The organism is Pseudarthrobacter oxydans (assembly GCF_013314975.1).
Lineage (GTDB): Bacteria > Actinomycetota > Actinomycetes > Actinomycetales > Micrococcaceae > Arthrobacter > Arthrobacter oxydans.
In genome coordinates, this window is the sequence record NZ_JABTYH010000005.1 from 45,310 (window position 1) to 70,328 (window position 25,019).

Here is a 25,019-nt window from a genome sequence, read left to right on the forward strand (position 1 = left end):
TGTTGGTGTTATTTGCCTGTCAGCCGAGGTACCACCCGGGCGGCGTCCAGGTCACCGGAACGCTGTGAGCGGAGAAATCCTCGCACCGCGTGCACGTGTACGCTACTTCGCCCAGGGAAGCGACCGTTCCGTCACGCCGGTACGTGGGCGGGATGTAGGACTCCAGATAGACGAATTCGTCCGTCCGGCAGGTGTCGCAGGTGGGTTTGCCTACGTAGCCGGTATCGGTTGTTGCGATCCCGGCGCCGAGGTTGGAGCGGCGGGTGGCCGGCGGCCGCGCAGTGTTGATGGGGCGCGCATGGGCCGAGCTGGCATGGGTGTTCCTGGCTGTCGTCATTGGCTGCCTGTCCCGGGTGGAAATCCTGGCATGCAGGAGCCCCCCGTGCTTGAGAACCGGCCAGCTGCTTGACCCTAGGAAGTCAGCATAGGGGATGCTGCCTTCAGCAATCAATGGAAACTGCGGAATGGCTGCGCCCGCCGGGGCGGCGCCGGCGTTATGCTTGCCGGTTAATTGTCCTGCCCACAATGGACTGCGTCAGTGCATCAATGACCTCCGCATTGGCCAGTGGATTGCGGATCAGGGTGAAGTCCACGTCGCCCACTGCCGGCAGGTCGAACCGCCGGGTGATGATTTTGAGGTCTTCCGGGACGAGCGACGACGGCATGACGGCCACGCCGATTCCTGCCCGGACGGCCGCCAGCACACCGCTGATTTGCCGCGTGGTGCAGGTGATCCGCCAGGTCCTGCCATGGGACTCAAGGGCGTCAATGGCGAGCTTCCGGCTCAGGCTGGGTGACGGGTAGGCGATGAGCGGCACGGGAGCCGCCGGGTCCAGCGTGGTCTGCTCCAGCCCCACCCAGGAAAAGGAATCATGCTGGACCACGGTTCCGTCCTTGGCTCCGGCCACCCACTTGACGAAGACAAGGTCCAACTGCCCCGCGTTGAGCTTCCGGTACAGCTGGTCGCTTTGGCCCACCGTCAGCTCCAGGTTGATCTGCGGATAGATCTGCCGGAACTCCCGCAGGATCCGCGGCAGGCCCGTGATGGCCAGGTCATCGGCCGTGCCGAACCGCAGCCGTCCGCGCATCGCAGAACCGGAGAAGTAGCGGGAGGCGGAATCGTGGGCTGCCAGGATGTTCCGGGCGAAGCCCGCCATGGCGTCCCCGTTGTCCGTCAGCCGCACATCGCGGGTATCCCGGCTGACCAGGACCCTCTTGGCGGCCGCCTCCAGCTTGCGGACATGCTGGCTGACGGTGGGCTGGGCCAGGCCCAGCCGCTCCGCCGCCTTGGTAAAGCTCAGCGTTTCTGCGACGGCGAGGAAGGAGCGCAGCTGGGCTGGTTCGAACACGATGGACTCCGGGGGGCGTCGGTGCGGGCGTGGCTGTATTGCAGTCTGCAATAGGAGTTATAGGGACGATACGTCTCCATAATCCCGTGTTCCACCCTAGCGTTAAGGGCATCCCGGACCGCACGCACTTGAGGACACACCTGTGGCACCCCCACCGCCGTCATCGGCAACCGTCACCCAAACCGTCATCGATACCGCCGGCTCCGCGCCGCCGGACCACCAGACCCAGCCGCTCGCCGTCGTTACTGAACGCCTGCCCTGGAAACACACCTTCATCTCCCTTCGGGTCCCCAACTTCCGCATCTTCGCGATAGGCCACTTCATCGCCGTCGTCGCCATCTGGATGCAGCGGATCGCCCAGGACTGGATGGTGCTGGAGCTGTCCGGATCCGTCACGGCCGTGGGCATCACCGTGGCGCTGCAGTTCCTGCCGTCCCTGCTCCTGGGACCGTGGGGCGGGATGGTGGCCGACCGGTTTGCCAAGCGGAAGATCCTGATTCTGTGCCAGGGCATGGCGGCAGTCCTGGCGGCTGTGCTGGCGGCCCTCGCCCTGAGCGGGGCTGTTGAGGTGTGGCACGTCTACGTCATCGCGCTGGTGCTTGGCCTGGTGACGGTCCTTGACCAGCCGGCCCGGCAGGTCTTCGTCAATGAACTCGTGGGACCCACCTACCTGCGCAACGCCATCAGCGTTAACTCCACCACCTTCCAGCTGGGCGGCCTGATCGGTCCCGCGCTGGCGGGGTGGATGCTCACTGCCGTGGGTGCCGGATGGGCTTTCGCCGGCAATGCCGTGGCATGCTGTTCCACCGTGGCCATGCTGCTTCTTTTGCGCAAGGACCAGCTGTTCGTGAGCGAGCCCGCCCCGAAGAGCAAGGGTATGCTGCGCGAGGGACTGCGGTATGCGCTGGGCAAGCCCACCATTTACTGGCCGTGGCTGATGGCAGGATTCATCGCGGTGTTCGCCATGAGCCTGCCCGTGGTGCTCGCCGCCTTCGCGGACCACGTGTTCAACGCCGGTGCCGCGGGCTATGGCCTCCTGAACGCCCTGGTGGCGCTGGGCGCGCTGGCCGGCGCGGTGGCATCCACTCGGCGCCGCCGGCTCCGGCTGCGCTCCGTGGTGTTCTGCGCGGGAATGTACGGGGTCATGCTGTGCCTTGCCGCGCTGGCGCCGTCCATGCCGGTGTTCGGCGCGGTCATGGTGCTCTCGGGGTTCTGGTGCCTGATGTTCCTGACAGGGTCCAACCAGCTGGTCCAGGTCAGCTCCAACATGGGCATCCGGGGCAGGGTCATGAGCTTGTACATCATGGTCCTGATCGGCGGCCAGGCAATCGGCGGGCCAATGCTGGGCTGGATCGCCGAGCACGCCGACCCGCACGTGGCGCTGCTGGTGTCCGGCGGCGTGCCTGCCCTCGCGGCACTGACGGTCGCGGTCATCCTGGCGCGCAAGGGCTCGCTGTCGCTGAGGGTCAACCTCAAGGACCGGCGGCAGCCCGTGCGGATTGTCGGGCGGGCCGCCGCGTAACCCGCACTATAAGGCCAGGTGCGGGTACGCCTCTTCGCGCTTCTGGAACTCCAGGACATCCCTGTTGCGGATGACGCCGTCGCGGATCTCGATGGCACGGGCGATGGTCTCGTTGGCGTCCCACGCGCCGGGGCCACTGACGACGGTTTCCAGGAAAGGCAGCAGCGCCTGGCTGATTTCCCAGCTGGCGGAGTTCCAGAGGTAGGACGGGCTGTGGTCCACGGCGTAGTAGTTGATGTGGTCGCCCACCGTGAACATGGGGTCGGCGAAGGTGGTGGACCGGGCCCAGCTGAAACCCATGCCCTCGTCGCACGACACATCCACAATCAGGCTCCCGGGACTGAACGCCGCCAGGTCCTCCGTGCGCAGGTACGTCAGCGGGTTGTTGGGGTCCTGCAGGGTGCAGTTGACCACGATGTCGCTCTCGGCCAGGAACGGTGCCAGCGGGACCCTGCCGCGCTCGCTGATGACCTGGCTCAGGAACGGGGCTTCGTCGCCGTGGTCGAACTGGACGATGTTCACCGAGTGGATCGGTGCCCCGACGGCGGCCACGCCCCGGTTGGTCAGCACCTGGACGTCATGGATCCCGTGCGCGTTCAGCGCGGTGACGGCGCCCCGGGCCGTTGCGCCGAAGCCGATGACCGTGGCACTGAGCCTCCGGCCGTAGTCGCCGGTGGACCCGGTCAGCGCCAGGGCGTGCAGCACGGAGCAGTACCCCGCGAGTTCGTTGTTCTTATGGAACACGTGCAGCCCAAAGCCGCCGTCGCTGGCCCAGTGGTTCATGGCCTCGAAGGCAATCAGCGTGAGCTTCTTGTCGATGGCCAGCTGGGTGATGGCGCGGTCCTGGACGCAGTGCGGCCAGCCCCAGAGGACCTGGCCGTCCCGCATGTCGGCGAGGTCTTCCGGCTGGGGCTTGGGCAGGAGGACGACGTCGGCCTCCGCCAGCAGCGCCTCCCGGCCGGCCATCCTGCCCACCAAAGGCGAGAGGTGTTCGTCCGAGACGCCCAGCCGCTCGCCGTAGCCGGTTTCCAGGATGATGTGCTCGCGGATGTCGGGCGCAATGCGCTCGAAATGCAGCGGATGGATGGGGAGCCGGCGCTCATCGGGCTTCCTGGTTGAGGCCAGGACGCCGAGGGTCAGTCTTTTCTGCTGCCCGGTCACTTCTTTTTGGCGGCCTTGCTGGAGGTGATGTCCAGGGAGCTGGCGGGGGCGGAAGCGGCCTTCTTGTCGGCCCGCTTTTCCTTGATGGACTTGCCGGATTTTTTGGATGCTGTTTGACGCGGGGACTTGTCAGCCATGAATTGCTCCTGTAGCGGAACCGAAGAGGTTCCTGGCTTCTGACGATACACGCCGGTACCTAATGGCCCCGGGGTGGCTTGTCTTCTGTCCCGCTGCAAGCAGTGGAGCGGCTGACGGGAATCGAACCCGCGTATCAAGCTTGGGAAGCTAGCGCTCTACCATTGAGCTACAGCCGCGCTGCCCCGCCGTGGAGGGGCAGAACATAGCTTAGCGCAGAACTTTGCCTGCCTTGCCCACACACGCTGCGCGCCGCCCGTGTCCCGGTGAGGGGCACGTCATCCAGTAACTCTTCAATAACGTCGCCTGCCGTGGCTAGGTGTGCCCGCGGAGCGCTGGCTAACCTGAACCGGGTAGCTGCGGGGCCGGGGGGAGTGCAGCTACTGCGGCACTTGAACCTCAACCACAGGAAGATCCCCCATGGCATTCGCAGAACACGAGGTCCTTATCCGGCGGGACGCCATGGCCGTGTATCTGTACCTGCTTGATGCCACCAACCTGCCTGCGTGGAACGACTCGGTGCGCAGCGTCAGGCTGCTGCAGGGCGCATCTGCTTCCAAGGGGGCGGTGTACCGCAAGATGGTGGCCGGACGGTCCGGGCTGAGCATCCCCGCGGAGCTGGAAATCACCCACTCCAGGCCCGGAGCCGAAATCCAGTTCCAGGCCATGTCCGGGCCGGCCCACCGTTCAGGCGGGTACTACCTCAGCACGGAGGCGGCAGGAACGCGCGTCAGGTTTGCCCTTGAGGCCCGGGCAGAAGGGGCGGCCGGCATCCTGCACAGGCTCGGGATCCTCAATCGGGTCGGATTCCTGAACAGGATGCTTCAACGCAGCCTCTCCACCGAGGTGGCCCAGCTCGAACGGCTCAAGGACGTCCTGGAGCTCCAGCCCGCTATGTAGAGGGTGCTCTCGTTCCCTCCGGCAGCGGCAGGCCTGCGTAGTCCGCCTACTGCGGCTGCCCTCCTACGGTGCCGGGGCGCCTACTGCGCCAGCCGTTGCCCGGTCCACGGTCCGGGAATGTTCGACGGCGACGCGAGGCTTCCGGAGGTCAGGTCCCAGTACTGCACAACGTCGGACGCCCGTCGCAGGGCCAGCCCGGTGGAGTTCAGGCCTGTAACGTCCCGCAGTGGCCTGATGCCCGTGACATCTCCCCAGCCGGTGGCGACCGTAGCCCTGGCTTCCGTCCGCAGTGCCGTGGTGCCCCAGCCTCGGTGCAGCTGGACGGAGCCGTCAGCCCGGAGGGCCAGGAGGTCCTGGAACCCGTCGGCATCGTAATCCACCATGGACAGTTTCCGGGCGGCGCCGATGGAGCCTACGAACGTCCGTGCGGAGAGGTCGCCCATGCCCTTGTTCGGATACAGATAGAGGTTCCCCGCCCCGTCCAGGGCAAGAATCTGGGGGAGCCTGTTGTTGGCGCACCATCCGCCGACGGCGAGGGTAAGGGTTTCCCACCCTCCGCTTCCCAGGGTGGCGGGCGGCTGGAATCCGCCGGCGGCAATGCCGCGGTGGAGGGTCAGCGTGCCGTTGCTCCACTGCGTGACGAGGTCATAGGCGCCGTCCCGGTCCCAGTCTGAGGTGAACACTTCCTTGGCGCCGGCAAATCCTGAGCCGATGACCTTGGCCGCGGCAAAGGTGCGCGCGCCGGTGGCTGCCCGTGCCAGGAGCTGGCCGGAGGAGTCGACGGTCACCATGTCTCCGGGCCCCTTGATGGCCGCGGCGGAGAGGTCAAGCGTGGGCGGCATATGCCGGACCGGCGCGTCGCACATAGTGGGCGGCGGCGCCGGGAAGGGTGTGCTCGACCCGGTTCCGCCGGGGGAATCGGTGGTGCCGGCGGGAAGGGTGGTGTAGCCGAAGAAGTTCACCACGCCCCAGATCTTGTACGTGCGGTCCGTATAGCTGATCCCGGCACCCATGACGTTGAAGCGCGGATCGAGCAGCATGGCGTTGTGGCCGGGGGAGCCTTTCCACCATTCCACCAGGAGCGCGGCGTCCCGGTCCGTGCGGATGGCGATGACCTCACCGGCGCCGTTGTTGGGACTCAGCGCGCGCTGGTCCGTCCAGAAGCTGGCGCGGTGCTCGATGACCTCGCGGGATGCGATGCTGTCTGACCACTCCTGTGCCAGGGCCGCCACTGTTGCGTGGTACTTGACGGGGTTCAGGCCCTTGGACGCCCGGTACTCGTTGATCCGGTTGAAAACCGTGAGGATGGCGGCTGCGTTGCTGTCAGGAATGAGGGCTTCCGGTGCAGGAGTGGCGGCCGCCAGGGATTCCGGAGCCGCCTGGCGGGACACCGGGGGAGAGGCAAGTTCCTCGTCCGGTGCCCAGAGGGGAGGGATGGACGGAATGCCGGGTGCAGGCTCTTCGGAGTCCGGAGCAGGAGCAGGAGCAGGAGCAGGTGCCGGTGCTGCGGGCTCGGGGGAATCCTGAACCGAAACGGCGAACGGGCCGGGTGCGGGGGCGGGTGCCAGGGGCTCCGCAGGTACTGGTTCCGCTGCCAGCGGTTCCGTAGGTGATGCCGGCCGGATGTCAGGTTCAACCGCGGGGGCGAGGAGGGGCCCGCCGGAGTCCGTGCCGGAGGGGGACCCGGTGCGGCCGGTTATGGCCGACGCACCCAGGCTGACGCTGCCGGGCCCCGTTGCGCCCACTGGCGGCCCCGCAGCCGGCACCGGAGGCGTGCCCGCCGATGAAGAGAGCAGCGCTAAAGCCAAGAGCACGCCAAGAAAAGAGGGCGCGGCCAATCTATTCACAACATCCCCAGCTCTGTTGGGCCATCCGGGAGACCATCCGGCGCCTGAATCACTGCTGTAACAGTAGCCCCACGAGCGCTCTGCAACAACGAAAAAATGTTGCTGTGGATAACTGCCCGGGAGCGGCCATACGGTAATTTGGGACGGTGCTGATCTCTGACCGCGATATTCGTGCCGAAATAGACTCCCAGCGGATCGTGCTCGAGCCGTACGATCCGGCGATGGTCCAGCCGTCGTCCGTGGATGTCCGGATCGACAAATTCTTCCGCCTGTTTGATAACCACAAGTACGCCCACATCGACCCGGCCGAGGAACAGCCGGAGCTGACGCGCCTTGTGGAAGTGGAGCCGAACGAGCCGTTCATCCTGCACCCGGGCGAGTTCGTCCTGGGGTCCACGTACGAGACCGTCACGCTGCCGGACGACATCGCGGCCCGCCTGGAAGGCAAGTCCTCCCTGGGCCGGCTGGGCCTCCTGACCCACTCCACGGCCGGGTTTATCGACCCCGGATTCTCAGGCCACGTAACGCTGGAACTGTCCAACATGGCCACCCTGCCCATCAAGCTGTGGCCGGGCATGAAGATCGGCCAGCTGTGCTTCTTCAGGCTGACGTCCTCCGCGGAGCATCCCTACGGCTCGGGCGAGTACGGCAACCGGTACCAGGGCCAGCGCGGTCCTACCGCGAGCCGCAGCCACCTGAACTTCCACCGCACGGAGATTTAGCAGGCAGCACTGAAGCCCGCACCGGGGCAGGGGGCCTCAGGCCCTGGCAGCCACGCCCGCGGGCGGTTGGGCAGCCCTGACGGGCCCCACAAACCGGGCCGCCAGCGGACCCACTACCGCCATCAGCAGGACATACGCGGTGGCAAGGGCCGCCAGCTCGCCGGGCACTGCCCCGGACGCAACTGCCAGCCCCGCAATGACGATGGAGAATTCGCCGCGTGCGATCAGCGTGGCTCCGGCGCGCAGGCGGCCGGGCCGCGCGATGCCGGCGCGTTTGGCCGCCCAGATGCCCGTCGCCATTTTGGTGGCGGCCGTGATGACGGCCAGCACCAGGGCCCAGCCAAGGACCGGCGGGATGGACGTGGGATCTGTATTGAGTCCGAAGGCGACAAAGAAGATGGCGGCAAACAGGTCCCGCAGCGGCTCGAGGATGCGGGTGGCGTTGTGCGCCGTTGCGCCTGAAATTGCGATGCCAAGCAGGAATGCCCCCACCGCGGCGGACACCTGCATGGCCGAGGCTATCCCGGCCACCAGCAGCGCCGCGCCCAGCACGTTCAGGAGGAACACTTCCGAGTTCTCGCTGTGAACGGCCTTGGACACGTGGTGCCCGTGCCGCAGCGCCACCATCAGCACCACACTCACCACCGCCAGCGCGATGCCCACGCTGGTGAGCCCGCCGAGGAAACTGACGCCGGCCAGGATGGTGGTCAGCACGGGAAGGTAGACGGCCATGGCCAGGTCCTCGAACACCAGGATGGACAGCACCACCGGTGTTTCCCGGTTGCCTATCCGGCCCAGGTCGGTGATGACCTTGGCGGCAATTCCCGATGAGGAGATGTAGGTGACGCCGCCCAGCACCATGGCGCCCACCCCGCCCCAGCCCAGCAGGTAGGCAAGGGCAGCACCGGGCAGGAAGTTCAGGACGAGGTCCAGCACGCCGCCCTGCCAGGAGCGGCGCAGGCCGGTGAAGAGTTCGGTCGCCGTATATTCCAGGCCGAGCATAAGCAGCAGCAGGATCACGCCGATCTCGCCGGAGACGTGCGCGAACTCTTTCATGCCGTCGAGCTTGACGATGCCGCCGGCGCCGAATGCGAGTCCGCCGAGGAGGTAGAGCGGGATGGGGGACATTCCGACCCGTCCGGCCAGCCTGGCCAGCAGGCCAAGGCAGAATACAACGGCCCCCAGTTCAATGAGGGTCAGGGCCAGCGGGTCCATGCCGTCTTATCCGTGACGCAGGATATCGGCCGCCGCGTCGAGGCCTTCCTGGGTGCCCACCGCCACCAGCAGGTCACCGGGGTGAAGCACGACGTCGGGTCCCGGCGACGGGAGCACCTCGCCTTCGCGCATGATCGCCACGATGGAGACGCCGCACCGGGTGCGGATGCACGCCTTGCCCATGGGCTGGTTCTGGAAGGGGGAATCCTGGGCGATGGAGAACTGCCGGGTGACGATTCCCGGGACGTCCTTGTGTTCCTCTGTCAGTTTCATGGCCAGGTGCTGCCCGCCCAGGAGATTGCCGAGGGTGGCTGCTTCCTCGGTGGTGAGGGGTATGGATGCCTGGCAGGTGTCCGGATCATCCCAGGCCGAGACTATGAGCTCGGTCTGGCCCTCGCGCCGCTCCACCACGCCGATCCGGCGGCCTGAGGCGGTCATGAAATCCTTGCGCCGGCCCAGGCCGGGAAGGTTGGTTTCGTCCACGTTCATGGTTCCAGACTAGTCTGCCTGGCCATGCTTGGGGGCGGGCCCCGAGGATTCCCGCAGGACCAGCCGCATGCCCGTGGGACCAGGCTCCGGAGGGGGTGTGTTTCCCGGGTTCAACGCGGCGATCAGCTGTTCCATGGCGCGGCTGCCCTGGGCCTCCAGGTCCATGTGGACGGTGGTCAGGGACGGGACCAGGAACGCGGATTCGGGGTGGTCGTCCCAGCCGACGACGCTGATATCGGCGGGAACCCGGAGACCGTGATCGTGGAGCGCCCGGATGGCCCCGATGGCCAGGTGGTCGTTTGCGGCGAAGACGGCGGTGAAGGAGGGGTTGGCCAGGAGGGTTTGCGCAGCGGTGTATCCGGAGGCGGCGCTCCACTCCGCTTCGGCCACCCCGCAATCCTCCAGCCCGGCGTCGTGCACGGCCTTGCGGTAAACGGCCAGGCGGTTGCGGGCTGCGGGCCATTCCTGCGGGCCAGCGATATGGGCGATCCGCCGGTGGCCCAGGGCGGCAAGGTGCTCCACGATGGCCTGCGCCGCGGAGCCGTCCGAAATCCGGCCCCGGCCACGCATCTTGTCGTCGTACTCTCCGGCCACCACCACGGGGATCCGTTCCTGCGCCTGGAGGAGGTCCGTCCCGGAAATGGGCACGAAAGACAGGGCCCCAGCAAAGGGACCGCCGTCCAGGATCCCCCGGAGCCGCTCCGTCCGCTCCGGGCCGGCCCCTTCCAGGGCGACGACGTCCAGGTGGTACCCGGCTTCCCGGGCGGCTGCGGCCGCGCCGTTGAGCATCCGGGACGGAAAGTACGGCGAGGATCCGGGCACCAGTGCCAGGACCCGGTACGCGGCCTTGGTCCGCAGCGACCGGGCGGTGAGGTTGGGCGAGTAGTTCAGTTCCGCCATGGCCCGTTCCACCTTTTCCGACGTGGAGGCCTTCAGCTTGGAACGGTCGGCCATGAACCGGGAGACAGTCTGGTGCGAGACGCCGGCCAGCCGTGCCACCTCGTAGATCGTGGCTGCACGGGCAGGCGGCCGGGCGGCGGCGGGGGATGGTGTCACAGCCTGGAATCCTCCCAGGTGGTGAGGCGCCCGCACATGCCAAATCCCTCGCCCGGGCGCTGTTCGGCGCTGGCTACCGCTGCGCCCGCCAGGGACGCTGCCGAGCCGTCTGCCAGCTCGCGGAGGGCCTGCTCCGTTGCCTTTACCTGGCTCTGGACGTTGGCGGACCAGAGTTCCTTCCAGTGCCCGACGCGCGGGCGGACCAGGCGGGCGGCCGCGCGGTGGAACTCCGCAAGCGCGGGAGTGCCGTCCTGCAGCACCGATGTATGCAGTTCGGCGTATCCTTCCAGGGCGAGGTCGCGCCGCCTCCGTGCTGCCGCCGCAACCTCGCTTTCTTTTGCATCCCGGGGGAGGGCGGCATGCGCCGCGTACAGGTCCGGGTCCTGGAGGATGCGGCGTGGAAAAGTCAGGACGGCGTCTCCGGCCTCAGGCAGGCCGGCGTTGGACATGATCACGTTGAGGGTGAGCCCGTCCGTGTTCACCAGCCGGTGGACGGTGCCGGGGCTGAACCACACCAGCGACCCGGCCGCCAGCCCGTGCTGCTGGATGCCTGCCATCGAAATGGTGTGCACCGCTCCAGTGCCGGCCGTGACCACGTAGGCCTCGGAGGACACCGTATGGAGGTGCGGGGAGCCGCCGCACAAGCCGTCGGCGGACTCCCAGTCATATACCCGGAGCCTGCTGACTGCGGTGCCGCCTGGAAATCCCGGCGGCGGAGGGGGCTGGTCCTTCCCGCTGTTCATCGGTCCGCTGTTCACCTCTCCGCCGTTCACGTCCCTGCCGGGGATGCCGGCGCAGCCGCCAGGACACCGCGGGCCGCCGTTGCCAGCGCTTCCGCCCTGTTCCGGTCCGATGCGCCGTCCGCAACCACAACCCCGTACCGGAAACGGAGGGTGGCTCCTGCCTGGAACAGGACTTCCTGGCTGAAGAACGGGGCAGGGCCCATGCAGGCAAACGGTTCGGACCGGGCGAACCATTCCGGCTCCGGATGCACGCTGCCGGGATCGTCAACCATCACCAGCGTTGAATAGCGGCAGGTTTCGTCATGCTGCCCCACGAAGGAAAGCCAGGGGGCCCGCTGGCCGCGGAGTTCCTCGCCGGTGGCACCGCCGGGTCCCATGATGGTTCCGCCTGCGAAGGAGCGGGGGCCGCGCCAGAACAGGCCGCCGTATCCTGCGTTGTCACGGCCCTCCGTGGTGGGGGAGCCGATGTGGATGTCCGCTCCGGACACGTTGGTCATGACGGTGTCGAAGACGAGGGTGTAGCTGGCGTCCGTCCCCGGCACCACCCGGAAGGATCTCTCCTCCTCGACCACGGGCGCGCCCTGCTGGGTCATCCACTGCAGCCGGTGCGCAAAACTGAACGAGCCGTCGTCGTCCGCTGCCCTGGTGGTTTCCAGGTGCCGCATGGCACCGTTGTTGGGCAGCCACTGGTAATCCTGGCCGCGCCGGTAGCTGGGGCCGCCCCAGAAGTTGTCCGGACCAAGGTGCGGCAGGGACCAGGCGATGCCTTTGTGCCACACGTGGTCGTGCGGGCGGTAAGCGCTCACCAGGTCGCCTCCCCTGGTGCGGACCGGGTGGAAGTACGGCCGGGGCGATTCCGCCTGGGGATCCTCTGCGGCATAGGTGTAGGTAAGGACGGGCACGCCGTCCAGTGAGATTTCGACGGCGGCGCCATCGTCCGTCCAGCCGAGCTGGTGTGCGGTTGCTGGGGCAGCAGTTGTTCCGGCGGCGGTGCTCATGCGGGGCTCTTTTCCAGTTTCCAGGGTTCCAGCCGGCCGTCGGCACGGTCGAAGAACGGGTTTCCTTCAGTGATGTCGCCGCGGCGGACGGTCTCGCCGGTGATGGCGGATGCGTAGGTTGCGGCGGCGAGCTCCATGGTGGGCCAGGCGTCAGCGAGCGTGACCGGCGGAACGGTCCCGGTGCTGACGGCTTCGATGATCCGGGCATACTGTGCCGAATGGCCGCTGGGTGTGCTGGCCGGGCCGTCCGTCCACGCAGCTGCGAGGTGCTCCTGGCCGGGTGCCGGCGTGAAGCGCCAGTTCGAGTCGTCGTAGCCGTAGAGGTGTTCCAGTTCCACCGTGGCATGTTCGTAGTCGAACCGCAGCTGGGAGGTTTCCCGCGGCGAGATCACCGAGTTGATGACGGTGGTCAACGCACCTGACTCGAACCGCACGATGGCGGTGGAGACGTCCTCCGTCTCCGTACGGCGGGCCAGCTTTCCGGCGAATGCCGTCACTTCCTGCCAGGGCCCCCAGAGGTGCAGAAGGAGATCGAACTGGTGGATGCCGTGCCCCATGGTGGGTCCGCCGCCCTCAACGTCCCACTGGCCGCGCCACGGAACGTCAAAGTACGCCTGGTCCCGGAACCAGAGGGTGTTGCAGAACCCGGTGAGCGGGCTGCCCAGGACTCCGGACTCCTGCAGGTCCGCCAGCTTCCGGGCGCCCGTGCCGAAGCGGTGCTGGAAGATGCAGCTGACCCGCCTGCCCGTGGCGAGTTCCGCTTCCTGCAGCTCACGCAGCTGCCGGAGCGACAGGGCGGGCGGCTTCTCCAGCACCACGTCCATGCCCAGCGCCATGGCCTCCAGGGCCAGGGGTGCGTGCGACGACGGCGGCGTGCAGACGGCGACCAGGTCCAGTTCCGTTTCCGCTGCGGCGGCCAGGGTGGGGGCGGTCTGGGCGACACCCACCTTTTCCGCAAATTCTGTTGCCCTGCGCGGGTCGATATCCACCGCCGCGACGAGCTCCGCGCCCGCCAGCTTCAGGGCTTCCGCATGGGCATGGGCAATGCCGCCCGTGCCGACGATCCCCACGCGGGGACGATGTTGGGCCTTTGTCATGGTGCTCCTCGTCATTGAAAGGATTCATGTTATCGATCACAATTATGTGATCGATAACATGAGGCGTCAAGGGGTCACGAGGGAGTCCCACGTCAACCTGCGGGCGTCAGGCGGCAGGCACGACCGCGATGGGCGCCTCGTCCGGCGACTTGACGGGCAGCAGGACGAGCAGTCCGGCCAGCAGCACCACCATGATGCCCAGGATGCCCCAGCGCTGTGCCTCGCCGGGCGCCACCAGGGGAGCCGCAAGGGTGATGCTGAGGGTGAAGAGCGTGGGTGCCAGGAAACTGACGGCCCGGCCGGTGGTGGCATAGAGGCCGAAGAGTTCGCCGGACTCGCCGTGCGGCGCCAGCCTGGCCAGGTACGCGCGTGACGAGGCCTGGGCGGGCCCCACGAACAGGCACAGGAAAAGCCCGAATACCCAGAAGGTGGTGCTGCCGGGCCAGGCCATGCCCAGGAAGGTGTAGTCGCCGTTGCCAAGCACCAGGATGACGCTGCCCGCAACCAGGAGGCCCACCAGCGAGCCGATGATCACCCGCTTGGGGCCGATCCGGTCATCCAGCAGGCCGCCCAGCACTGCCCCCACCGCGGCCACGACATTGCCGAAGATGGCGAAGAAAATGACCTCGGACAGCTCAAAGCCAAAGGTACCCGCAGCGATGATTCCGCCGAAGGTAAAGACGGCGGCCAGTCCGTCCCGGAAGACTGCGCTGGCCAGCAGGAAGTAGATGGTGTGGGGGCTGGTGGCGTAGATGGCCTTGATCCGGCGGAAAAGCAGCCCGTAGCTGGCCGGCAGGCCCAGCCGCTTTGCTTGGGCGGCGCGGGGAAGCTCGGGCACGGCGAACAGCACGGGGAGGGCGAAGATGAAGAACCAGAGGGCCGAGAAAACAGCTACCAGCCGGATGTTCAGGCTGTCCTCGGTGGACGCGCCGAACCAGTCGAAGCTGGGCTGGACGAACAGCTGGAGGACAATCAGCAGGGCAACGATGCCGCCAAGGTAGCCCGCCCCCCAGCCGAATCCGCTGACCTTGCCGATGTTCCGCGGCGTGGAGATCTGGGCGAGCATGGCGTTGTAATTGACGCCCGCGAACTCGAAGAACACGTTGCCCAGGGCTATCAGCGACACTCCGAGCAGCAGGAATTCCGGCCGCGGGAAGACGAAGAAGCACAGGGCAGTAAGGATGGCGACGGCGGCCGTGTTGACTCCCAGCCACAGCTTGCGCCGGCCGCCCGCATCCGAACGCTGGCCGGTGACAGGAGCCAGCAGGGCAATCGCCAGGCCGGCGACCGCCAGGGCACCGCCCAGGACCGCCGAGGCCTGGTCTTCGCCGCCGAAAGCATTGGAGGTGAGGTAGACGGTGAAGACAAAGGTTGTCATCACGGCGTTGAAGGCTGCGGATCCCCAGTCCCATGAAGCCCATGCCAGGATGCGGCCTTTGCCTGTGCGCTGGTTCCCGGACTCAAGTTCCGAGGACGGCTGCGTTGCCCCTGGAGCGCTGGCGCTGTTCATAGGATGCATCGTATCCGCCCGTGGCGAACAGGAGGCGGAGCGAACCCCCGGGGATACCGGGCCCCGCACCAGCGGGGCGTCGTGAGGGGCAGGGCGGGCGCCGAAGCCTTGATAAACTGGACCCTCCCGGACCTAACGAATGAACCGCCTGCTCCAACTTTGACAATCGAATCCCTGACGTTGCGGAGATACCAGTGATAACAGTCCTTGCCGTGCACTTTTCGGTGGCTGTCCTGGCGCCGTTCCTCTTCAGGGCCTGGGGCCGCAACGCGTTCTATGCACTGGCAGCTGTTCCGGCCGCATCCTTCGTTTGGCTCCTGCTGCAGCACGGTCCGGTCTACGCCGGGACGGGGTCCATCAGCGAAACCGTCTCCTGGATTCCCGGGCTCCAACTCGAACTTGCGTTCCGCATGGACGCGCTGGCTTGGGTCATGTCCCTCCTGGTATTGGGCGTGGGGTCGCTGGTGCTGGTCTATTGCGCCAGGTACTTCAAGAAAAAAGACCAGGACCTCGGCGCCTTCGGTGCGCAGCTGCTGGCCTTTGCGGGCGCCATGTTCGGCCTGGTGGCGGCGGATGACCTGCTGCTGCTGTTCATTTTCTGGGAACTGACCACCATCCTGTCCTACCTCCTGATCGGATTCGCCCGCACCAGGCTGGCTGCGCGGCGGTCCGCCTTGCAGGCGCTCATGGTCACCACTGCCGGCGGGCTGGCCATGCTGGTGGGACTCATCATGCTGGGCCACGCGGCCGGCACCTACCGCATCTCCAGCATCCTGGAGCAGGCGCCCGCCCTCACAAGCGGTGCCACGGGCGCCATGGTGGGCGCCGCCGTCGTACTGATCCTGGTGGGCGCCATTACCAAGTCCGCCCTGGTCCCGTTCCACTTCTGGCTCCCCGGCGCCATGGCCGCACCCACGCCGGTCAGCGCCTACCTGCACGCCGCTGCGATGGTCAAAGCCGGCATCTACCTGGTGGCCAGGCTGGCGCCCGGGTTCTCCGAAACGGCGTACTGGCAGCCGGTGGTGCTGGGCCTGGGCCTGGCCACCATGCTGGTGGGCGGCTACCGGGCGCTGCGCCAGACCGACATCAAGCTCATCCTCGCCTACGGCACCGTCAGCCAGCTGGGTTTCCTCACCATGGTGGTGGGCCTGGGCACACCGGACGCGGCGCTCGCAGGGCTCGCCATGCTCCTGGCCCACGGGCTGTTCAAGGCCACCCTGTTCCTGGTGGTGGGCATCATCGACCACCAGTCAGGAACGCGCGACGTCCGCAAGCTGTCCGGCGTCTTCCGCTCGTCCCGTGCGCTCGGAGTGGTTGCCGCCATCGGCGCCGCGTCCATGGCCGGAGTGCCCCCGCTGGCCGGGTTCGTGGCCAAGGAATCGGTGCTGGAGTCCTTCGTGCACCACGCGGGAGACGAAGCAGCCGGACCGTGGGGCACGGTGGTCCTGGCCGGACTGGTCCTGGGATCCATCCTCACCTTCGCCTACAGCGCCCGCTTCATGTGGGGCGCGTTCGCCGTCAAGCCCGGCGTGGAGCCCACGCCCTTCAAGGCCATCAGGCCCTCCTTCCTCGCCGCGCCGGCCATCCTCAGCCTGTTGACCATCATCTACGGGCTGTGGCCGGCACCCGTTGACGCGTGGATCCAGCCGTACGCCGCCCTGTTTGCCTCCACTGCTCCCGACGCCGGAACGGCCGCTGAACAGGCCGGTTACCTTGCGCTGTGGCACGGCTTCACGCCGGCGCTGGGCCTGACGGTCATCACGTTCGCGCTGGGCCTGGCGATGTACCTTGGCCGCAACGCGGTCTCGCGGGCACAGTCCCTGGTCCCGCCATGGGTGGACGGGGACAAGGCCTACCAGTACACCATCGGCGGCCTGGATGACGCAGCGGTGTGGATCACCGGACGCACCCAGCGTGGTTCGCTGTACTACTACCTGGCCGTCATCCTCAGCGTCGCCTTTGTCCTGCCCCTGTCAGTGATCCTGGTGACGGGCAAGCCGCTTCCGGACGGGATCTACCTGGTTGACCCCGGCTCCCCGCTCCAGCTCGTGGTGGGTGCGGGCATCGTGATCGGCGCCCTGGCGGCCGTCAAAGCCAACAAACGGTTCCTGGCAGTCCTGATGGTTTCCGTCACCGGTTACGGCATCGCCCTGATGTTCGCGCTCCAGGGCGCCCCGGACCTGGCACTGACGCAGATGCTGGTGGAAACGATCATTCTGGTGGCCTTCGTGCTGGCGATGCGCAGCCTGCCGCCCGAGCTCCGCGACCGGACCGGCGGCAAATACCGTGTGGTTCGCGTCATCATCGGCCTGGGCTTCGGCGTCACCATGGTGTTCGCCGCGATTTACGCCATGGGAGCACGGATAGCAACGCCGGTGTCCCTTGAGTTCCCGCGGCTCGCGTACGAGGGCGGCGGCGGACTGAACATCGTCAACGTGACGCTCGTGGACATCCGCGCCTGGGACACCTTCGGTGAAATCACCGTCCTGGCGCTGGCAGCCACCGGCGTGGCGAGCCTCATCTTCGTCCGCGGCCGCGGCGACCGGATCCTGAACTCCGCCACCGTAGCGGAGGGAACCGTAGGCCGCCACCGCGGCGTTGACCCCGGCAGCAGGGACGCGGCGGCGCTGGCCGTCAGCCGGAAATTCGCGGCGTCTGCCCGGGATGCGTGGATCGTGGCCGGCCGGACACTGGCCCCTGAACGCCGGTCCATCATCTTCGAGGTGGTCACGCGGCTGATCTTCCACTCCATGATCATGTTCTCGCTGTACCTCCTGCTGGCCGGCCACAACCTTCCCGGCGGCGGCTTCGCCGGCGGCCTGACAGCCGGCCTGGCCCTGACCATCCGGTACCTGGCCGGAGGACGGTTTGAGCTCCGCGAGGCCACCCCGGTCAGCGCCGGTGCGCTCCTGGGGATCGGGCTGGCCGTGGCTGCAGCCTCCGGCGCAGTGCCGCTGCTGCTCGGCGGCCAGGTGTTCCAGACAGCCATCATCGAGCTGTGGCTCCCGGTGTTCGGCGACATCAAGTTCGTCACCTCCACCATTTTCGATATCGGCGTGTACATCGTGGTGGTGGGCCTGGTGCTGGACGTCCTGCGGAGCCTGGGCGCCGAAATCGACGAACACTTCGAACAGCGTTCCGCTGTGGGCGGCCGAACCCCCGGCGAGGAGCAGGAGTTCGCGGGCGACGACTCCGCCACACCGTCCGCACCGGAGCAGGAGCCTGAAGGCGCCGCCTCCGAGACCACCGCAAAGGGCCAAGCATGAGCATCAACCTGACCCTCCTGATCGTCATGGGGGCCCTGTACGCCTGCGGCATCTACCTAGTGCTGGAGCGCAGCCTCACGCGTGTCCTGCTGGGACTGATGCTCCTGGCCAATTCCACCAACCTCCTGATCCTGGCCACTGGCGGGTACGCAGGGCTCGCGCCCCTGTACTCAAAGGACATTGCCGCCGGGGACTACAACGATCCCCTTCCGCAGGCCCTGATCCTGACCTCCATCGTCATTTCCTTTGCCGTCACCGCTTTTATGCTCGGCATCATCTACCGCACGTGGGTGCTGGCGCGCCGTGACGAGATCCAGGATGACGTGGAGGACCTCCGCGTTGCCGAGACTCCAAGCTTCGACGCAGAGGACGACGCCGAGGTCCCCGCCGAGACCTCAGAGTTCCCGCTCACCATGCTGGGCACCGACGGCCACAGCGTTTCCAATCACAGTGTTTCCAACGGCAGTTTTTCCGACGGCGGCGCGTCCAATGACGGCGCTGCCGGGACAACGCTGCTGGCCGGCGGCCGGGAGATGGCGGCCGAGCAGGCAGCCTCCGAAGAAAAACCCGGCTCCACCAATGTGGCCCCTGGCCCGGAAGGAGGCGGAAAGTGAACCTCGCAAGCCTTGCCCCGCTCGCCGTCGTACTTCCCATCCTGGGCGCCGCCCTGACCTTCATGCTGATCCGCCATTCACGGGCCCAGCGCGCGGTGAGCATCGCCCTGCTGTCCCTCACGCTTCTGCTGGAATGTCTCCTGCTGGCCTCCGTCTGGGACGGCGGCACGTTTGCCGTAACGCTGGGCGGCTGGCTGCCGCCGTGGGGCATCGTGCTGGTGGTGGACCAGTTCTCGTCGCTGATGCTGGTGGTCTCCTCGGCGGTGAGCCTTGCCGTGCTGGTGTACGCCACCGGGCAGGGCATGGCCGACGGCGACCAGGATGCGCCCGTCTCGATCTTCCACCCCACCTACCTGATCCTGGTGGCGGGCGTCTCCAATGCGTTCCTTTCCGGGGACCTCTTCAACCTTTACGTCGGGTTCGAGATCCTGTTGACGGCAAGCTACGTGCTGATGACGCTGGGCGGCACCGGACCCCGCATCCGGGCAGGCGTCACCTATGTGGTGGTGTCCGTGGTGTCCTCGGTGCTGTTCCTCATCTCGATCGCCATGGTCTACGGCGCCACCGGAACCATCACCATGGCGGACCTGGCCATCAAGCTCGGTGAGCTGGACCAGGGCACCAGGACGCTGCTGCACGTGATGCTGCTGGTGGCGTTCGGCATCAAGGCCGCCGTTTTTCCGCTGTCCTTCTGGCTGCCGGACTCCTACCCCACGGCGCCGGCGCCGGTCACTGCCGTGTTCGCGGGCCTGCTCACCAAAGTGGGTGTCTACGCCATGGTGCGCACCGAGACGCTCCTGTTCCCCGGGGACTCACTGAACACCCCGCTGATGGTTGCCGCGTTACTGACCATGGTGGTGGGAATTTTGGGCGCCCTGGCGCAGAGCGACATCAAACGTCTGCTCTCGTTCACCCTGGTGAGCCACATCGGCTACATGGTTTTCGGCCTGGCCATGTCCTCCGTGGCGGGGCTTGGCGCGGCCGTCTTCTACGTGGTGCACCACATCACCATCCAGACTTCCCTCTTCCTTGTGACAGGTTTGATCGAACGCCGGGGCGGCAGTTCCTCCGTGGACCGGCTGGGCGGGCTCGCCAAGCTGTCGCCGCTGCTGGCGCTGCTCTTCTTCGTGCCCGCCATGAACCTGGCCGGAATCCCGCCATTCTCCGGATTCCTGGGGAAGGTGGGGCTCATGCAGGCCGGCGTTGAACTGGGAACACCGCTGGCATACGTGCTGGTGATCGGCGGGGTGCTGACCAGCCTGCTGACCCTGCTTGCGGTGGCCAGGGTATGGAACCGCGCGTTCTGGCGCAGGCCTTCCGACGCCGAACACCCGGATCCCGTGCTGCTGGCAACGCCTGCCGCCCGCGTTACCGGGCCGGGAGCCAAGCCGAACACCGTCACCCTGCTGCCGCGCACCATGGTGGGTTCCACCATCGGGCTGGTGGTGCTGGGCATCGGGCTGACTGTCTTCGCGGGGCCGCTGTTCATGGTCTCGGACCAGGCCGCGCACGACATGCTGGACAGGTCCTCCTACATCCAGGCAGTCCTGGGCGAGGACACCGAGGTTCCCATGGTCCTTACCGCAGGGGGAGGAAAATGAGCCGCCGGCGCATCTCACTGCGCCAGGAGCTTCCGCTCCTGGTGTGGCTGGTCATTGTCTGGGGTGCCCTGTGGCAGGATTTCAGCCCGGGCAACCTCCTTTTCGGAGCCCTGTTGTCAGTAGCCGTGGCACGCCTGTTCTACCTTCCGCCGGTGGAGCTCAGCGGACGCTTCAACATCCTGTACGCCGTTCCGTTCGCGCTCACGTTCCTGGCCAAGGTGGTGATGGCCAGCATGCAGCTCCTCTACCTTGCCGTGTCGCGGGGCCCCAGGGTGAAGAACGCCGTGGTGGCGGTGACCCTGCGCAGCCACCAGGACCTTCTGGTCACAGCCACAGGCCACGTGATTTCCCTGATTCCCGGTTCCCTGGTGGTCGAGGTGGACAGGTCAACCTCCACCCTCTACCTGCACGCGCTGAACATCAGCTCCCCGCAGGACGTCGAAAACCTGAAGAACGAGGTGCTGTCCATCGAAGCGGGGCTGATCAGGATCATGGGTACCAGGGAAGAGCTCGAGATTTTGCGAACGGAGGCGACCGCATGATGCAGATCGTCCTGGCAGTGACCGCCGTGATCTTCTCGCTCGCGGCAGTCGGCGCAATCATCAGGATCTCCCGCGGCCCGTCGCTGCTGGACCGGGTGCTGGCCACGGATGTCCTGTTGGCTATCCTGGGCGGTGCCCTGTGCGTGGACATGGCCGTCAACCGGCACCTGAACAACCTGATGCTGGTGGTGGCCATCTCGATCATCGGCTTCATCGGGTCCGTGACGGTGGCAAGGTTTGTGGCAGACCGTAGGGAGCAGCCCAATGAGTCCTGATTCCACTGGCCTGGATGCCTGGGTGGACGTGCTGTCCGCGGTGTTCATGATTGTTGGGGCCACCATGTCCCTGGGGGCGGCCATCGGCCTGCTGCGCTTCCCCGACCTCCTGAGCCGCATGCATGCCGCCACCAAACCCCAGGTTTTGGGGCTGTTCCTGCTCCTGGCATCCATCGGCCTGCAGATGCGGACCTGGTGGGTGTGGCCCGTGCTGCTGGTGGCCTGGATCTTCCAGCTGCTCACCGTGCCGGTCTCTGCGCACATGGTGGGGCGCGCCGGTTACCGCACCAAGCACCTGCACCGCGAACTCCTCACCTCGGATGAGCTTGAGGCCGTGGTGCAAAAAGCCGCCGCCAAAGCCGCCCGTGAGGACGGTTCCGGCGACGGCTGAGCGCTGGTTTGGAGTGCCCCGGGAGCTGAGTAAAACTTCCCTGTTGGCCGGGGCTGCGGGTGCTGGACTCCGCTAGACGATGTCCTGGCTCTTGGCGAACCGGGTGATGGCCCGCTGGGTGCCTCGGTTGGCCAGGACCTGGATGATGGTGCTGACAGAGGCCGAGATCAGCGCGAACGTCAGCGCGGACTGCAGGCTCGTGGGGACGTCCTCGTCCTTGCCGGTGGGCGGCTTGCGCCCGGTGGACTTTTCCCAGATGGTGTTGACCAGCTTGGTGCCGACGAAGCCGGCGCCGAGGCTCACGCCGGTGCCGAGCAGCTTGATGAAAAGGTTCATTCCTGAGTACTCCTTGCGGGCGGAAAACGGGCTGTCCCTAGCCTATCTGGCGTTTGCCGGGTCCCTGCCCAGCGTGACGCGTCGCTTGTTCAGGCTGACGGGGATTCGGTGCGGAACTTGATCATCTTGTGGGTGCCGTCGCAGTAGGGCTTGATGGCTGAGGCGCCGCACCGGCACAGCGCCACCGTTTTGCGGTCACGGGGAACCGGATCGCCGGACGGTGTGACCAGCTCGAAATCGCCGCGCACAATAAGGGGCCCGTCGGGGCAGACCACAATGGAGCTCTCGGTGGGTTCCTGGTTCATCTCTGCTCCTGCTCTGGGGTGCTGGGAAATCTGGTGGAGGTCTCGGTTGATGCCTGCGTGGAGCCGGGCTTGATCTGGTCAGTGGGGTTTCCTGCCCTGGTGCTCAGGCCGCAGCAGGCAGTGCCTGCCTTAGCGAGGTTCCGCCGTTTTCCCAGGACTGCAGGATGTGCGCGGACAGCCTGCCGTCCACGGCCATGACGGCCGTGGCTCCGAACAGGACGTCCGCCAGCAGGTGGGGCTCGGCTTCAACCAGCCCGCCCGCAAGGTCCCGGCCGGCAATCTGTTCATGGACGGCGTCGGCCTCCACATGCTCGTCGAAGTAGTGGGTGACGTCTGTAGTGAATCCGTGGCGCCGGAAGCCCCTGCCGTACAGGCGGTTGGGCTGGGAGGACGTCATCTCATAGATGGCCAGATGTCCCGTGATGGCCCCCCGGAGCCGGCGGTTCAGGCCGAAAAGGGACATCAGGTTCACGGCAGCGAGGGAGACCGCAGGGACGGCGTCCACGTATGCCCCGTACCCGTCCTCCATTCCCAGGCCCCGCATGGTGCGGGCGAAAAGGGCGCTGTGCATCCGCTCGGGCCGTCCGCCGCCGTACTCGTCCGCCTGGATTTCCACCAGTGCCGCTTTGGGCCGGCCGGAGAGCCGGGGGATGGCGAAGGTGTGCGGATCGGCTTCCTTCAGCTGGTAGATGGACTTGTGGATCAGGAATTCCTTGAGCTGGCCCAGGCTGGCTTTCCGGGCCACATAGCGGGAGAGGCTGGGGCCGGTGTCGCGTGCGGCCAGGCCGAACAGGACGTCCGCCACAGCGTCGCTGGTGGCACCGGGTCCGGCGGGAAGTTCCAGGTCACCGGCAGCCTCCGCGGCTGCGTCCCGGAGCGCGGCTTCGAACGGCTTTTCCAGCATCTGGCGCACCCGGATCAGTTCCGGCGCCCACTCCCACTCGTCACTCACACCCTCAAGGCCCGAGTAGTGGAGCTCGTAGAGGCAGAAGAGCGCCAGCTGGAGGTCGTCGTCGCCAATGATGTCCCGGGTTGCCGGGAGATGGCCGGCCACCGAGCGGTGCAACGCGTCAAGGGCGCCCTCATCTGTGCCCGGTGCCGCTGTGAGGGCGCTGAACAGTGCGGTGCTGACTGGACCCCTTGCTGCTGGGATTTTCATGGTGCTCCTTCAGGTCTGGCGTGGGCCGGTTCCGTGCTCCCTGCACTGGGGCCCGGCCGGGGATGTGTCAGCGGCCGCGGGTGCCGGGCGCTGGGGATGTGGCGGTGCTGCCGCTGCCGGCGCCGCCTGCGGCGGGGGCGGGTCCACGGGCGAGCATGATGGCCAGGGCAATCATGGCCAGGCCAAGGACCAGATGGAGCCAGTTGTCCGCATCGTTTGCGGGGATGAAATTGGCAGGGGTGGGGTCACCGACCAGGAGGCCGTACAGCCAGAGGACCAGGTAGATGACGCCGCCGTGGATGAGGAAGTTCCGTGCCTGCGGGTGGGTGCGCGACATCAGGACGCCGGCGACGCCGAAGAGCAGGTGCACGGCGTTATGGAGGACGGATACCTGGAAGATCCCGAGCAGCAATGCTCCTGAGGCGTGTCCGGCCAGGCGGAGCGCGTCATGGTTGGAAGTGATGCCGGGAACGAATCCAAGGATGCCGGCCAGGCAGAACACGGCGCCCGTTGCGAGGGCAGCCTTCTGCAGGCCTGTGCGGGCGCCTGCCCGGCGGATGCTGGCTGCCATGTGCTGTACTCCTCAAACGCTGGAGACAACATAGTAAGCATGATTACTAAATAATTGCTAAGCAGCCTTTGTATTGTGCCGGCGTTGTGCGCCCGCACTCCGCGCGCAGGCTGCTAGCCTCCCGGGCCGGCCCATAAGTAGGGGTTGGTGTGCGGACCTCCGCGGCGGCCGTGGTCGTAGCCTTGCTGCCAGGACTTCCCGACGGCGGACACCAGTTCCGCCAGCAGGGAATAGTAGGGGTGGTCCGGGCCGATGAAAATCATCTCGTCCCAGGCTTTGTCCAGCGCCGCCCGGACCTGGTTCTCGGTTGCTGGACCGGTCACGGCGCCCTCCTGGATTGATCACCCGCCACTGCGCTCGAATGTACTCCCGGCCTCACTGGGGTGTCCATGCCAGGAAGACCTGCCATGCCGGCCGGCCGGGGGCGCCACTCCGCTGGCTTGCAGGGCGTTACTCCGCGCCGGCCGAACGGAGGATGTCGCGGAGGGCCTCGACCACCAGGTCATGGTCCTGCAGTTGCGGCAATCCGGACACGGTGACGGTTGCTACGGCGCCCACCCCAGTGACGTACAAGGGGAAGGAGCCGCCGTGCGCAGCGTAGAGGGCCTGGTCGAACCAGGCATTGTCTTCGATACGTCCGCCGCTGAGCCGGGCGCGCAGCCCCACCAGCAGGGAAGGAACCTCGTACCGGGCTGCGGTCCGTTTCTTGGCCCGGATCCAGTGCCCGTTGTCCGGTGTTGCCCCCGGCAGGGCCACGTGGAAGAGGACCTGCTCGCCCTTGGTGATGTCGATGGCGATGGGAAGCCCGCGCTCCTTGCCCAGCTCCACGAGGAGCAGCCCCAGGTTCAGGGAGTCGTCCAGGGAGAAGCCGGGAAACTGGAGTCCCCGGATCTCCGCCTCAATCCGCGCGATCAAGGCCTCCAGGGATCCCTCCGGCTGGGCATCGCGGGAATCCGGATCATACCCGGTCACATCTGGTGGATTCGCTGTCATGGCCCACAATCTACCCCTCCCTGCGGTAAACTGGACCACGCCCAACAGGGCGGATATTTCACCAATAGAATCATTCAACGACAGGGGAGCGCCGCCGTCGGCATCACTGGCCAGGCCAGGGACCGCAGGTGGGCGCTGAGAGTGCGGACAGCCGCAGACCCTCGAACCTGATCCGGTTAGTACCGGCGCAAGGGAGTCGAGTTCTCGAAGTGCGCGCAGCGG

The 25,019-nt window shown here is 66.8% G+C and carries 27 protein-coding genes, 1 tRNA gene and 1 riboswitch; of the genes, 9 read left to right on the forward strand and 19 right to left on the reverse strand.

The features are described 5' to 3' along the window. Positions 1-19: 19 nt before the first annotated feature. Both HTS88_RS05020 and HTS88_RS05025 read right to left on the reverse strand, forming a co-directional pair. On the reverse strand, positions 20-337 hold the full coding sequence (locus HTS88_RS05020; RefSeq protein ID WP_174176116.1) for a hypothetical protein: 318 nt from the start codon (positions 335-337) through the stop codon (positions 20-22). A gap of 157 nt (positions 338-494) precedes the next feature. Beyond that, positions 495-1,349: a LysR family transcriptional regulator gene (locus HTS88_RS05025; protein WP_066279926.1), complete on the reverse strand. Its 855-nt coding sequence runs from the start codon at positions 1,347-1,349 to the stop codon at positions 495-497. A 142-nt stretch (positions 1,350-1,491) separates the two neighbouring features. On the opposite strand from HTS88_RS05025, the gene HTS88_RS05030 reads away from it, so the two are divergent. Further along, complete coding sequence (locus tag HTS88_RS05030) at positions 1,492-2,871, forward strand: MFS transporter (protein WP_174176118.1); 1,380 nt, start codon at positions 1,492-1,494, stop codon at positions 2,869-2,871. Positions 2,872-2,877: 6 nt separating this feature from the next. On the opposite strand, the gene HTS88_RS05035 is transcribed toward HTS88_RS05030, so the two are convergent. From HTS88_RS05035 to HTS88_RS05045, 3 genes are all read right to left on the reverse strand, one after another. Further along, positions 2,878-4,032, reverse strand: a complete 1,155-nt coding sequence (locus HTS88_RS05035) for a Rossmann-fold NAD(P)-binding domain-containing protein (RefSeq protein WP_174176120.1) — start codon at positions 4,030-4,032, stop codon at positions 2,878-2,880. Then, positions 4,029-4,169, reverse strand: coding sequence for a hypothetical protein (locus HTS88_RS05040; protein ID WP_172801468.1), 141 nt, complete (start codon positions 4,167-4,169; stop codon positions 4,029-4,031). Before HTS88_RS05040 ends, HTS88_RS05035 begins: the two co-directional genes overlap by 4 nt. A 103-nt stretch (positions 4,170-4,272) precedes the next feature. Beyond that, a tRNA-Gly gene (locus HTS88_RS05045) sits at positions 4,273-4,346 on the reverse strand. 241 nt (positions 4,347-4,587) lie between these two features. On the opposite strand from HTS88_RS05045, the gene HTS88_RS05050 reads away from it, so the two are divergent. After that, the gene (locus HTS88_RS05050; protein WP_174176122.1) at positions 4,588-5,067 is read left to right on the forward strand and encodes an SRPBCC family protein; all 480 of its coding nucleotides are present in this window, start codon (positions 4,588-4,590) and stop codon (positions 5,065-5,067) included. Between the two features lie 80 nt (positions 5,068-5,147). On the opposite strand, the gene HTS88_RS05055 is transcribed toward HTS88_RS05050, so the two are convergent. Further along, positions 5,148-6,812: a CAP domain-containing protein gene (locus HTS88_RS05055; protein ID WP_343044881.1), complete on the reverse strand. Its 1,665-nt coding sequence runs from the start codon at positions 6,810-6,812 to the stop codon at positions 5,148-5,150. A gap of 248 nt (positions 6,813-7,060) precedes the next feature. Here HTS88_RS05055 and dcd point away from each other — a divergent pair, with 248 nt between their 5' ends. After that, positions 7,061-7,636: a dCTP deaminase gene (gene dcd, locus HTS88_RS05060; protein ID WP_104188486.1), complete on the forward strand. Its 576-nt coding sequence runs from the start codon at positions 7,061-7,063 to the stop codon at positions 7,634-7,636. Positions 7,637-7,672: 36 nt separating this feature from the next. On the opposite strand, the gene HTS88_RS05065 is transcribed toward dcd, so the two are convergent. The 7 genes from HTS88_RS05065 to HTS88_RS05095 all read right to left on the reverse strand — a co-directional run bounded on the left by HTS88_RS05065 (position 7,673) and on the right by HTS88_RS05095 (position 14,744). Continuing rightward, positions 7,673-8,851 (reverse strand): cation:proton antiporter, encoded by a 1,179-nt coding sequence (locus HTS88_RS05065; protein ID WP_174176126.1) that lies wholly within the window; start codon positions 8,849-8,851, stop codon positions 7,673-7,675. A gap of 6 nt (positions 8,852-8,857) precedes the next feature. Further along, positions 8,858-9,340, reverse strand: a complete 483-nt coding sequence (locus HTS88_RS05070; RefSeq protein ID WP_174176128.1) for a cation:proton antiporter regulatory subunit — start codon at positions 9,338-9,340, stop codon at positions 8,858-8,860. 9 nt (positions 9,341-9,349) lie between these two features. Beyond that, positions 9,350-10,396 carry a LacI family DNA-binding transcriptional regulator gene (locus HTS88_RS05075; RefSeq protein WP_174176130.1) on the reverse strand — a complete coding sequence of 349 codons (1,047 nt, stop codon included), beginning with the start codon at positions 10,394-10,396 and terminating at the stop codon, positions 9,350-9,352. Next, positions 10,393-11,139, reverse strand: coding sequence for a cupin domain-containing protein (locus HTS88_RS05080; protein WP_174176132.1), 747 nt, complete (start codon positions 11,137-11,139; stop codon positions 10,393-10,395). Before HTS88_RS05080 ends, HTS88_RS05075 begins: the two co-directional genes overlap by 4 nt. A gap of 26 nt (positions 11,140-11,165) precedes the next feature. Beyond that, complete coding sequence (locus HTS88_RS05085; protein WP_174176134.1) at positions 11,166-12,137, reverse strand: DUF6807 domain-containing protein; 972 nt, start codon at positions 12,135-12,137, stop codon at positions 11,166-11,168. Then, a complete protein-coding gene (locus tag HTS88_RS05090) occupies positions 12,134-13,234 on the reverse strand; it encodes a Gfo/Idh/MocA family protein (protein WP_174176136.1) in 1,101 nt (366 codons plus the stop codon). The genes HTS88_RS05085 and HTS88_RS05090 overlap by 4 nt, the downstream gene beginning before the upstream one ends. A 106-nt stretch (positions 13,235-13,340) precedes the next feature. Continuing rightward, positions 13,341-14,744 (reverse strand): MFS transporter, encoded by a 1,404-nt coding sequence (locus HTS88_RS05095; protein WP_174176138.1) that lies wholly within the window; start codon positions 14,742-14,744, stop codon positions 13,341-13,343. A gap of 194 nt (positions 14,745-14,938) precedes the next feature. Between HTS88_RS05095 and HTS88_RS05100 the strand changes: the two genes are divergently transcribed. From HTS88_RS05100 to mnhG, 6 genes are read left to right on the forward strand one after another with little or no spacing between them, the layout of a single operon-like run. Further along, the gene (locus HTS88_RS05100; RefSeq protein ID WP_174176140.1) at positions 14,939-18,010 is read left to right on the forward strand and encodes a Na+/H+ antiporter subunit A; all 3,072 of its coding nucleotides are present in this window, start codon (positions 14,939-14,941) and stop codon (positions 18,008-18,010) included. Beyond that, positions 18,007-18,624, forward strand: a complete 618-nt coding sequence (locus HTS88_RS05105) for a Na(+)/H(+) antiporter subunit C (RefSeq protein ID WP_174176142.1) — start codon at positions 18,007-18,009, stop codon at positions 18,622-18,624. Before HTS88_RS05100 ends, HTS88_RS05105 begins: the two co-directional genes overlap by 4 nt. Next, positions 18,621-20,225, forward strand: coding sequence for a Na+/H+ antiporter subunit D (locus HTS88_RS05110; protein WP_174176144.1), 1,605 nt, complete (start codon positions 18,621-18,623; stop codon positions 20,223-20,225). The genes HTS88_RS05105 and HTS88_RS05110 overlap by 4 nt, the downstream gene beginning before the upstream one ends. Continuing rightward, complete coding sequence (locus HTS88_RS05115; RefSeq protein ID WP_174176146.1) at positions 20,222-20,767, forward strand: Na+/H+ antiporter subunit E; 546 nt, start codon at positions 20,222-20,224, stop codon at positions 20,765-20,767. Before HTS88_RS05110 ends, HTS88_RS05115 begins: the two co-directional genes overlap by 4 nt. After that, positions 20,764-21,042 (forward strand): MrpF/PhaF family protein, encoded by a 279-nt coding sequence (locus tag HTS88_RS05120; RefSeq protein WP_066279895.1) that lies wholly within the window; start codon positions 20,764-20,766, stop codon positions 21,040-21,042. The genes HTS88_RS05115 and HTS88_RS05120 overlap by 4 nt, the downstream gene beginning before the upstream one ends. Then, positions 21,032-21,433: a monovalent cation/H(+) antiporter subunit G gene (mnhG, locus tag HTS88_RS05125; protein ID WP_104188514.1), complete on the forward strand. Its 402-nt coding sequence runs from the start codon at positions 21,032-21,034 to the stop codon at positions 21,431-21,433. Before HTS88_RS05120 ends, mnhG begins: the two co-directional genes overlap by 11 nt. Positions 21,434-21,505: 72 nt before the next feature. On the opposite strand, the gene HTS88_RS05130 is transcribed toward mnhG, so the two are convergent. The 6 genes from HTS88_RS05130 to HTS88_RS05155 form a co-directional block, all read right to left on the reverse strand. Beyond that, positions 21,506-21,769: a DUF4235 domain-containing protein gene (locus tag HTS88_RS05130; RefSeq protein WP_066279890.1), complete on the reverse strand. Its 264-nt coding sequence runs from the start codon at positions 21,767-21,769 to the stop codon at positions 21,506-21,508. 89 nt (positions 21,770-21,858) lie between these two features. After that, entirely contained in the window at positions 21,859-22,074 is a 216-nt protein-coding gene (locus HTS88_RS05135) for a CDGSH iron-sulfur domain-containing protein (protein WP_174176148.1), read from the reverse strand. A gap of 103 nt (positions 22,075-22,177) precedes the next feature. Then, on the reverse strand, positions 22,178-23,233 hold the full coding sequence (locus HTS88_RS05140; RefSeq protein ID WP_174176150.1) for an iron-containing redox enzyme family protein: 1,056 nt from the start codon (positions 23,231-23,233) through the stop codon (positions 22,178-22,180). Positions 23,234-23,300: 67 nt separating this feature from the next. Further along, a complete protein-coding gene (locus HTS88_RS05145; protein ID WP_174176152.1) occupies positions 23,301-23,804 on the reverse strand; it encodes a DUF4383 domain-containing protein in 504 nt (167 codons plus the stop codon). 113 nt (positions 23,805-23,917) lie between these two features. Continuing rightward, positions 23,918-24,127 carry a hypothetical protein gene (locus HTS88_RS05150; RefSeq protein ID WP_174176154.1) on the reverse strand — a complete coding sequence of 70 codons (210 nt, stop codon included), beginning with the start codon at positions 24,125-24,127 and terminating at the stop codon, positions 23,918-23,920. A gap of 127 nt (positions 24,128-24,254) precedes the next feature. Beyond that, entirely contained in the window at positions 24,255-24,797 is a 543-nt protein-coding gene (locus tag HTS88_RS05155) for a heme-degrading domain-containing protein (protein ID WP_174176156.1), read from the reverse strand. Positions 24,798-24,869: 72 nt separating this feature from the next. Further along, a riboswitch (TPP riboswitch) is annotated at positions 24,870-25,009 on the forward strand. Positions 25,010-25,019 lie beyond the last annotated feature (10 nt).

Coding starts and splice junctions, on each gene's coding strand:
- HTS88_RS05080 (WP_174176132.1), bottom strand. CDS start 11,139: ATGAACAGCGGGAAGGACCAGCCCCCTCCGCCGCCGGGATTTCCAGGC.
- HTS88_RS05050 (WP_174176122.1), top strand. CDS start 4,588: ATGGCATTCGCAGAACACGAGGTCCTTATCCGGCGGGACGCCATGGCC.
- mnhG (WP_104188514.1), top strand. CDS start 21,032: ATGAGTCCTGATTCCACTGGCCTGGATGCCTGGGTGGACGTGCTGTCC.
- HTS88_RS05105 (WP_174176142.1), top strand. CDS start 18,007: ATGAGCATCAACCTGACCCTCCTGATCGTCATGGGGGCCCTGTACGCC.
- HTS88_RS05130 (WP_066279890.1), bottom strand. CDS start 21,769: ATGAACCTTTTCATCAAGCTGCTCGGCACCGGCGTGAGCCTCGGCGCC.
- HTS88_RS05085 (WP_174176134.1), bottom strand. CDS start 12,137: ATGAGCACCGCCGCCGGAACAACTGCTGCCCCAGCAACCGCACACCAG.
- HTS88_RS05020 (WP_174176116.1), bottom strand. CDS start 337: ATGACGACAGCCAGGAACACCCATGCCAGCTCGGCCCATGCGCGCCCC.
- HTS88_RS05155 (WP_174176156.1), bottom strand. CDS start 24,797: ATGACAGCGAATCCACCAGATGTGACCGGGTATGATCCGGATTCCCGC.
- HTS88_RS05090 (WP_174176136.1), bottom strand. CDS start 13,234: ATGACAAAGGCCCAACATCGTCCCCGCGTGGGGATCGTCGGCACGGGC.
- HTS88_RS05070 (WP_174176128.1), bottom strand. CDS start 9,340: ATGAACGTGGACGAAACCAACCTTCCCGGCCTGGGCCGGCGCAAGGAT.
- HTS88_RS05040 (WP_172801468.1), bottom strand. CDS start 4,169: ATGGCTGACAAGTCCCCGCGTCAAACAGCATCCAAAAAATCCGGCAAG.
- HTS88_RS05145 (WP_174176152.1), bottom strand. CDS start 23,804: ATGGCAGCCAGCATCCGCCGGGCAGGCGCCCGCACAGGCCTGCAGAAG.
- HTS88_RS05115 (WP_174176146.1), top strand. CDS start 20,222: ATGAGCCGCCGGCGCATCTCACTGCGCCAGGAGCTTCCGCTCCTGGTG.
- HTS88_RS05120 (WP_066279895.1), top strand. CDS start 20,764: ATGATGCAGATCGTCCTGGCAGTGACCGCCGTGATCTTCTCGCTCGCG.
- HTS88_RS05135 (WP_174176148.1), bottom strand. CDS start 22,074: ATGAACCAGGAACCCACCGAGAGCTCCATTGTGGTCTGCCCCGACGGG.
- HTS88_RS05065 (WP_174176126.1), bottom strand. CDS start 8,851: ATGGACCCGCTGGCCCTGACCCTCATTGAACTGGGGGCCGTTGTATTC.
- HTS88_RS05095 (WP_174176138.1), bottom strand. CDS start 14,744: ATGAACAGCGCCAGCGCTCCAGGGGCAACGCAGCCGTCCTCGGAACTT.
- HTS88_RS05140 (WP_174176150.1), bottom strand. CDS start 23,233: ATGAAAATCCCAGCAGCAAGGGGTCCAGTCAGCACCGCACTGTTCAGC.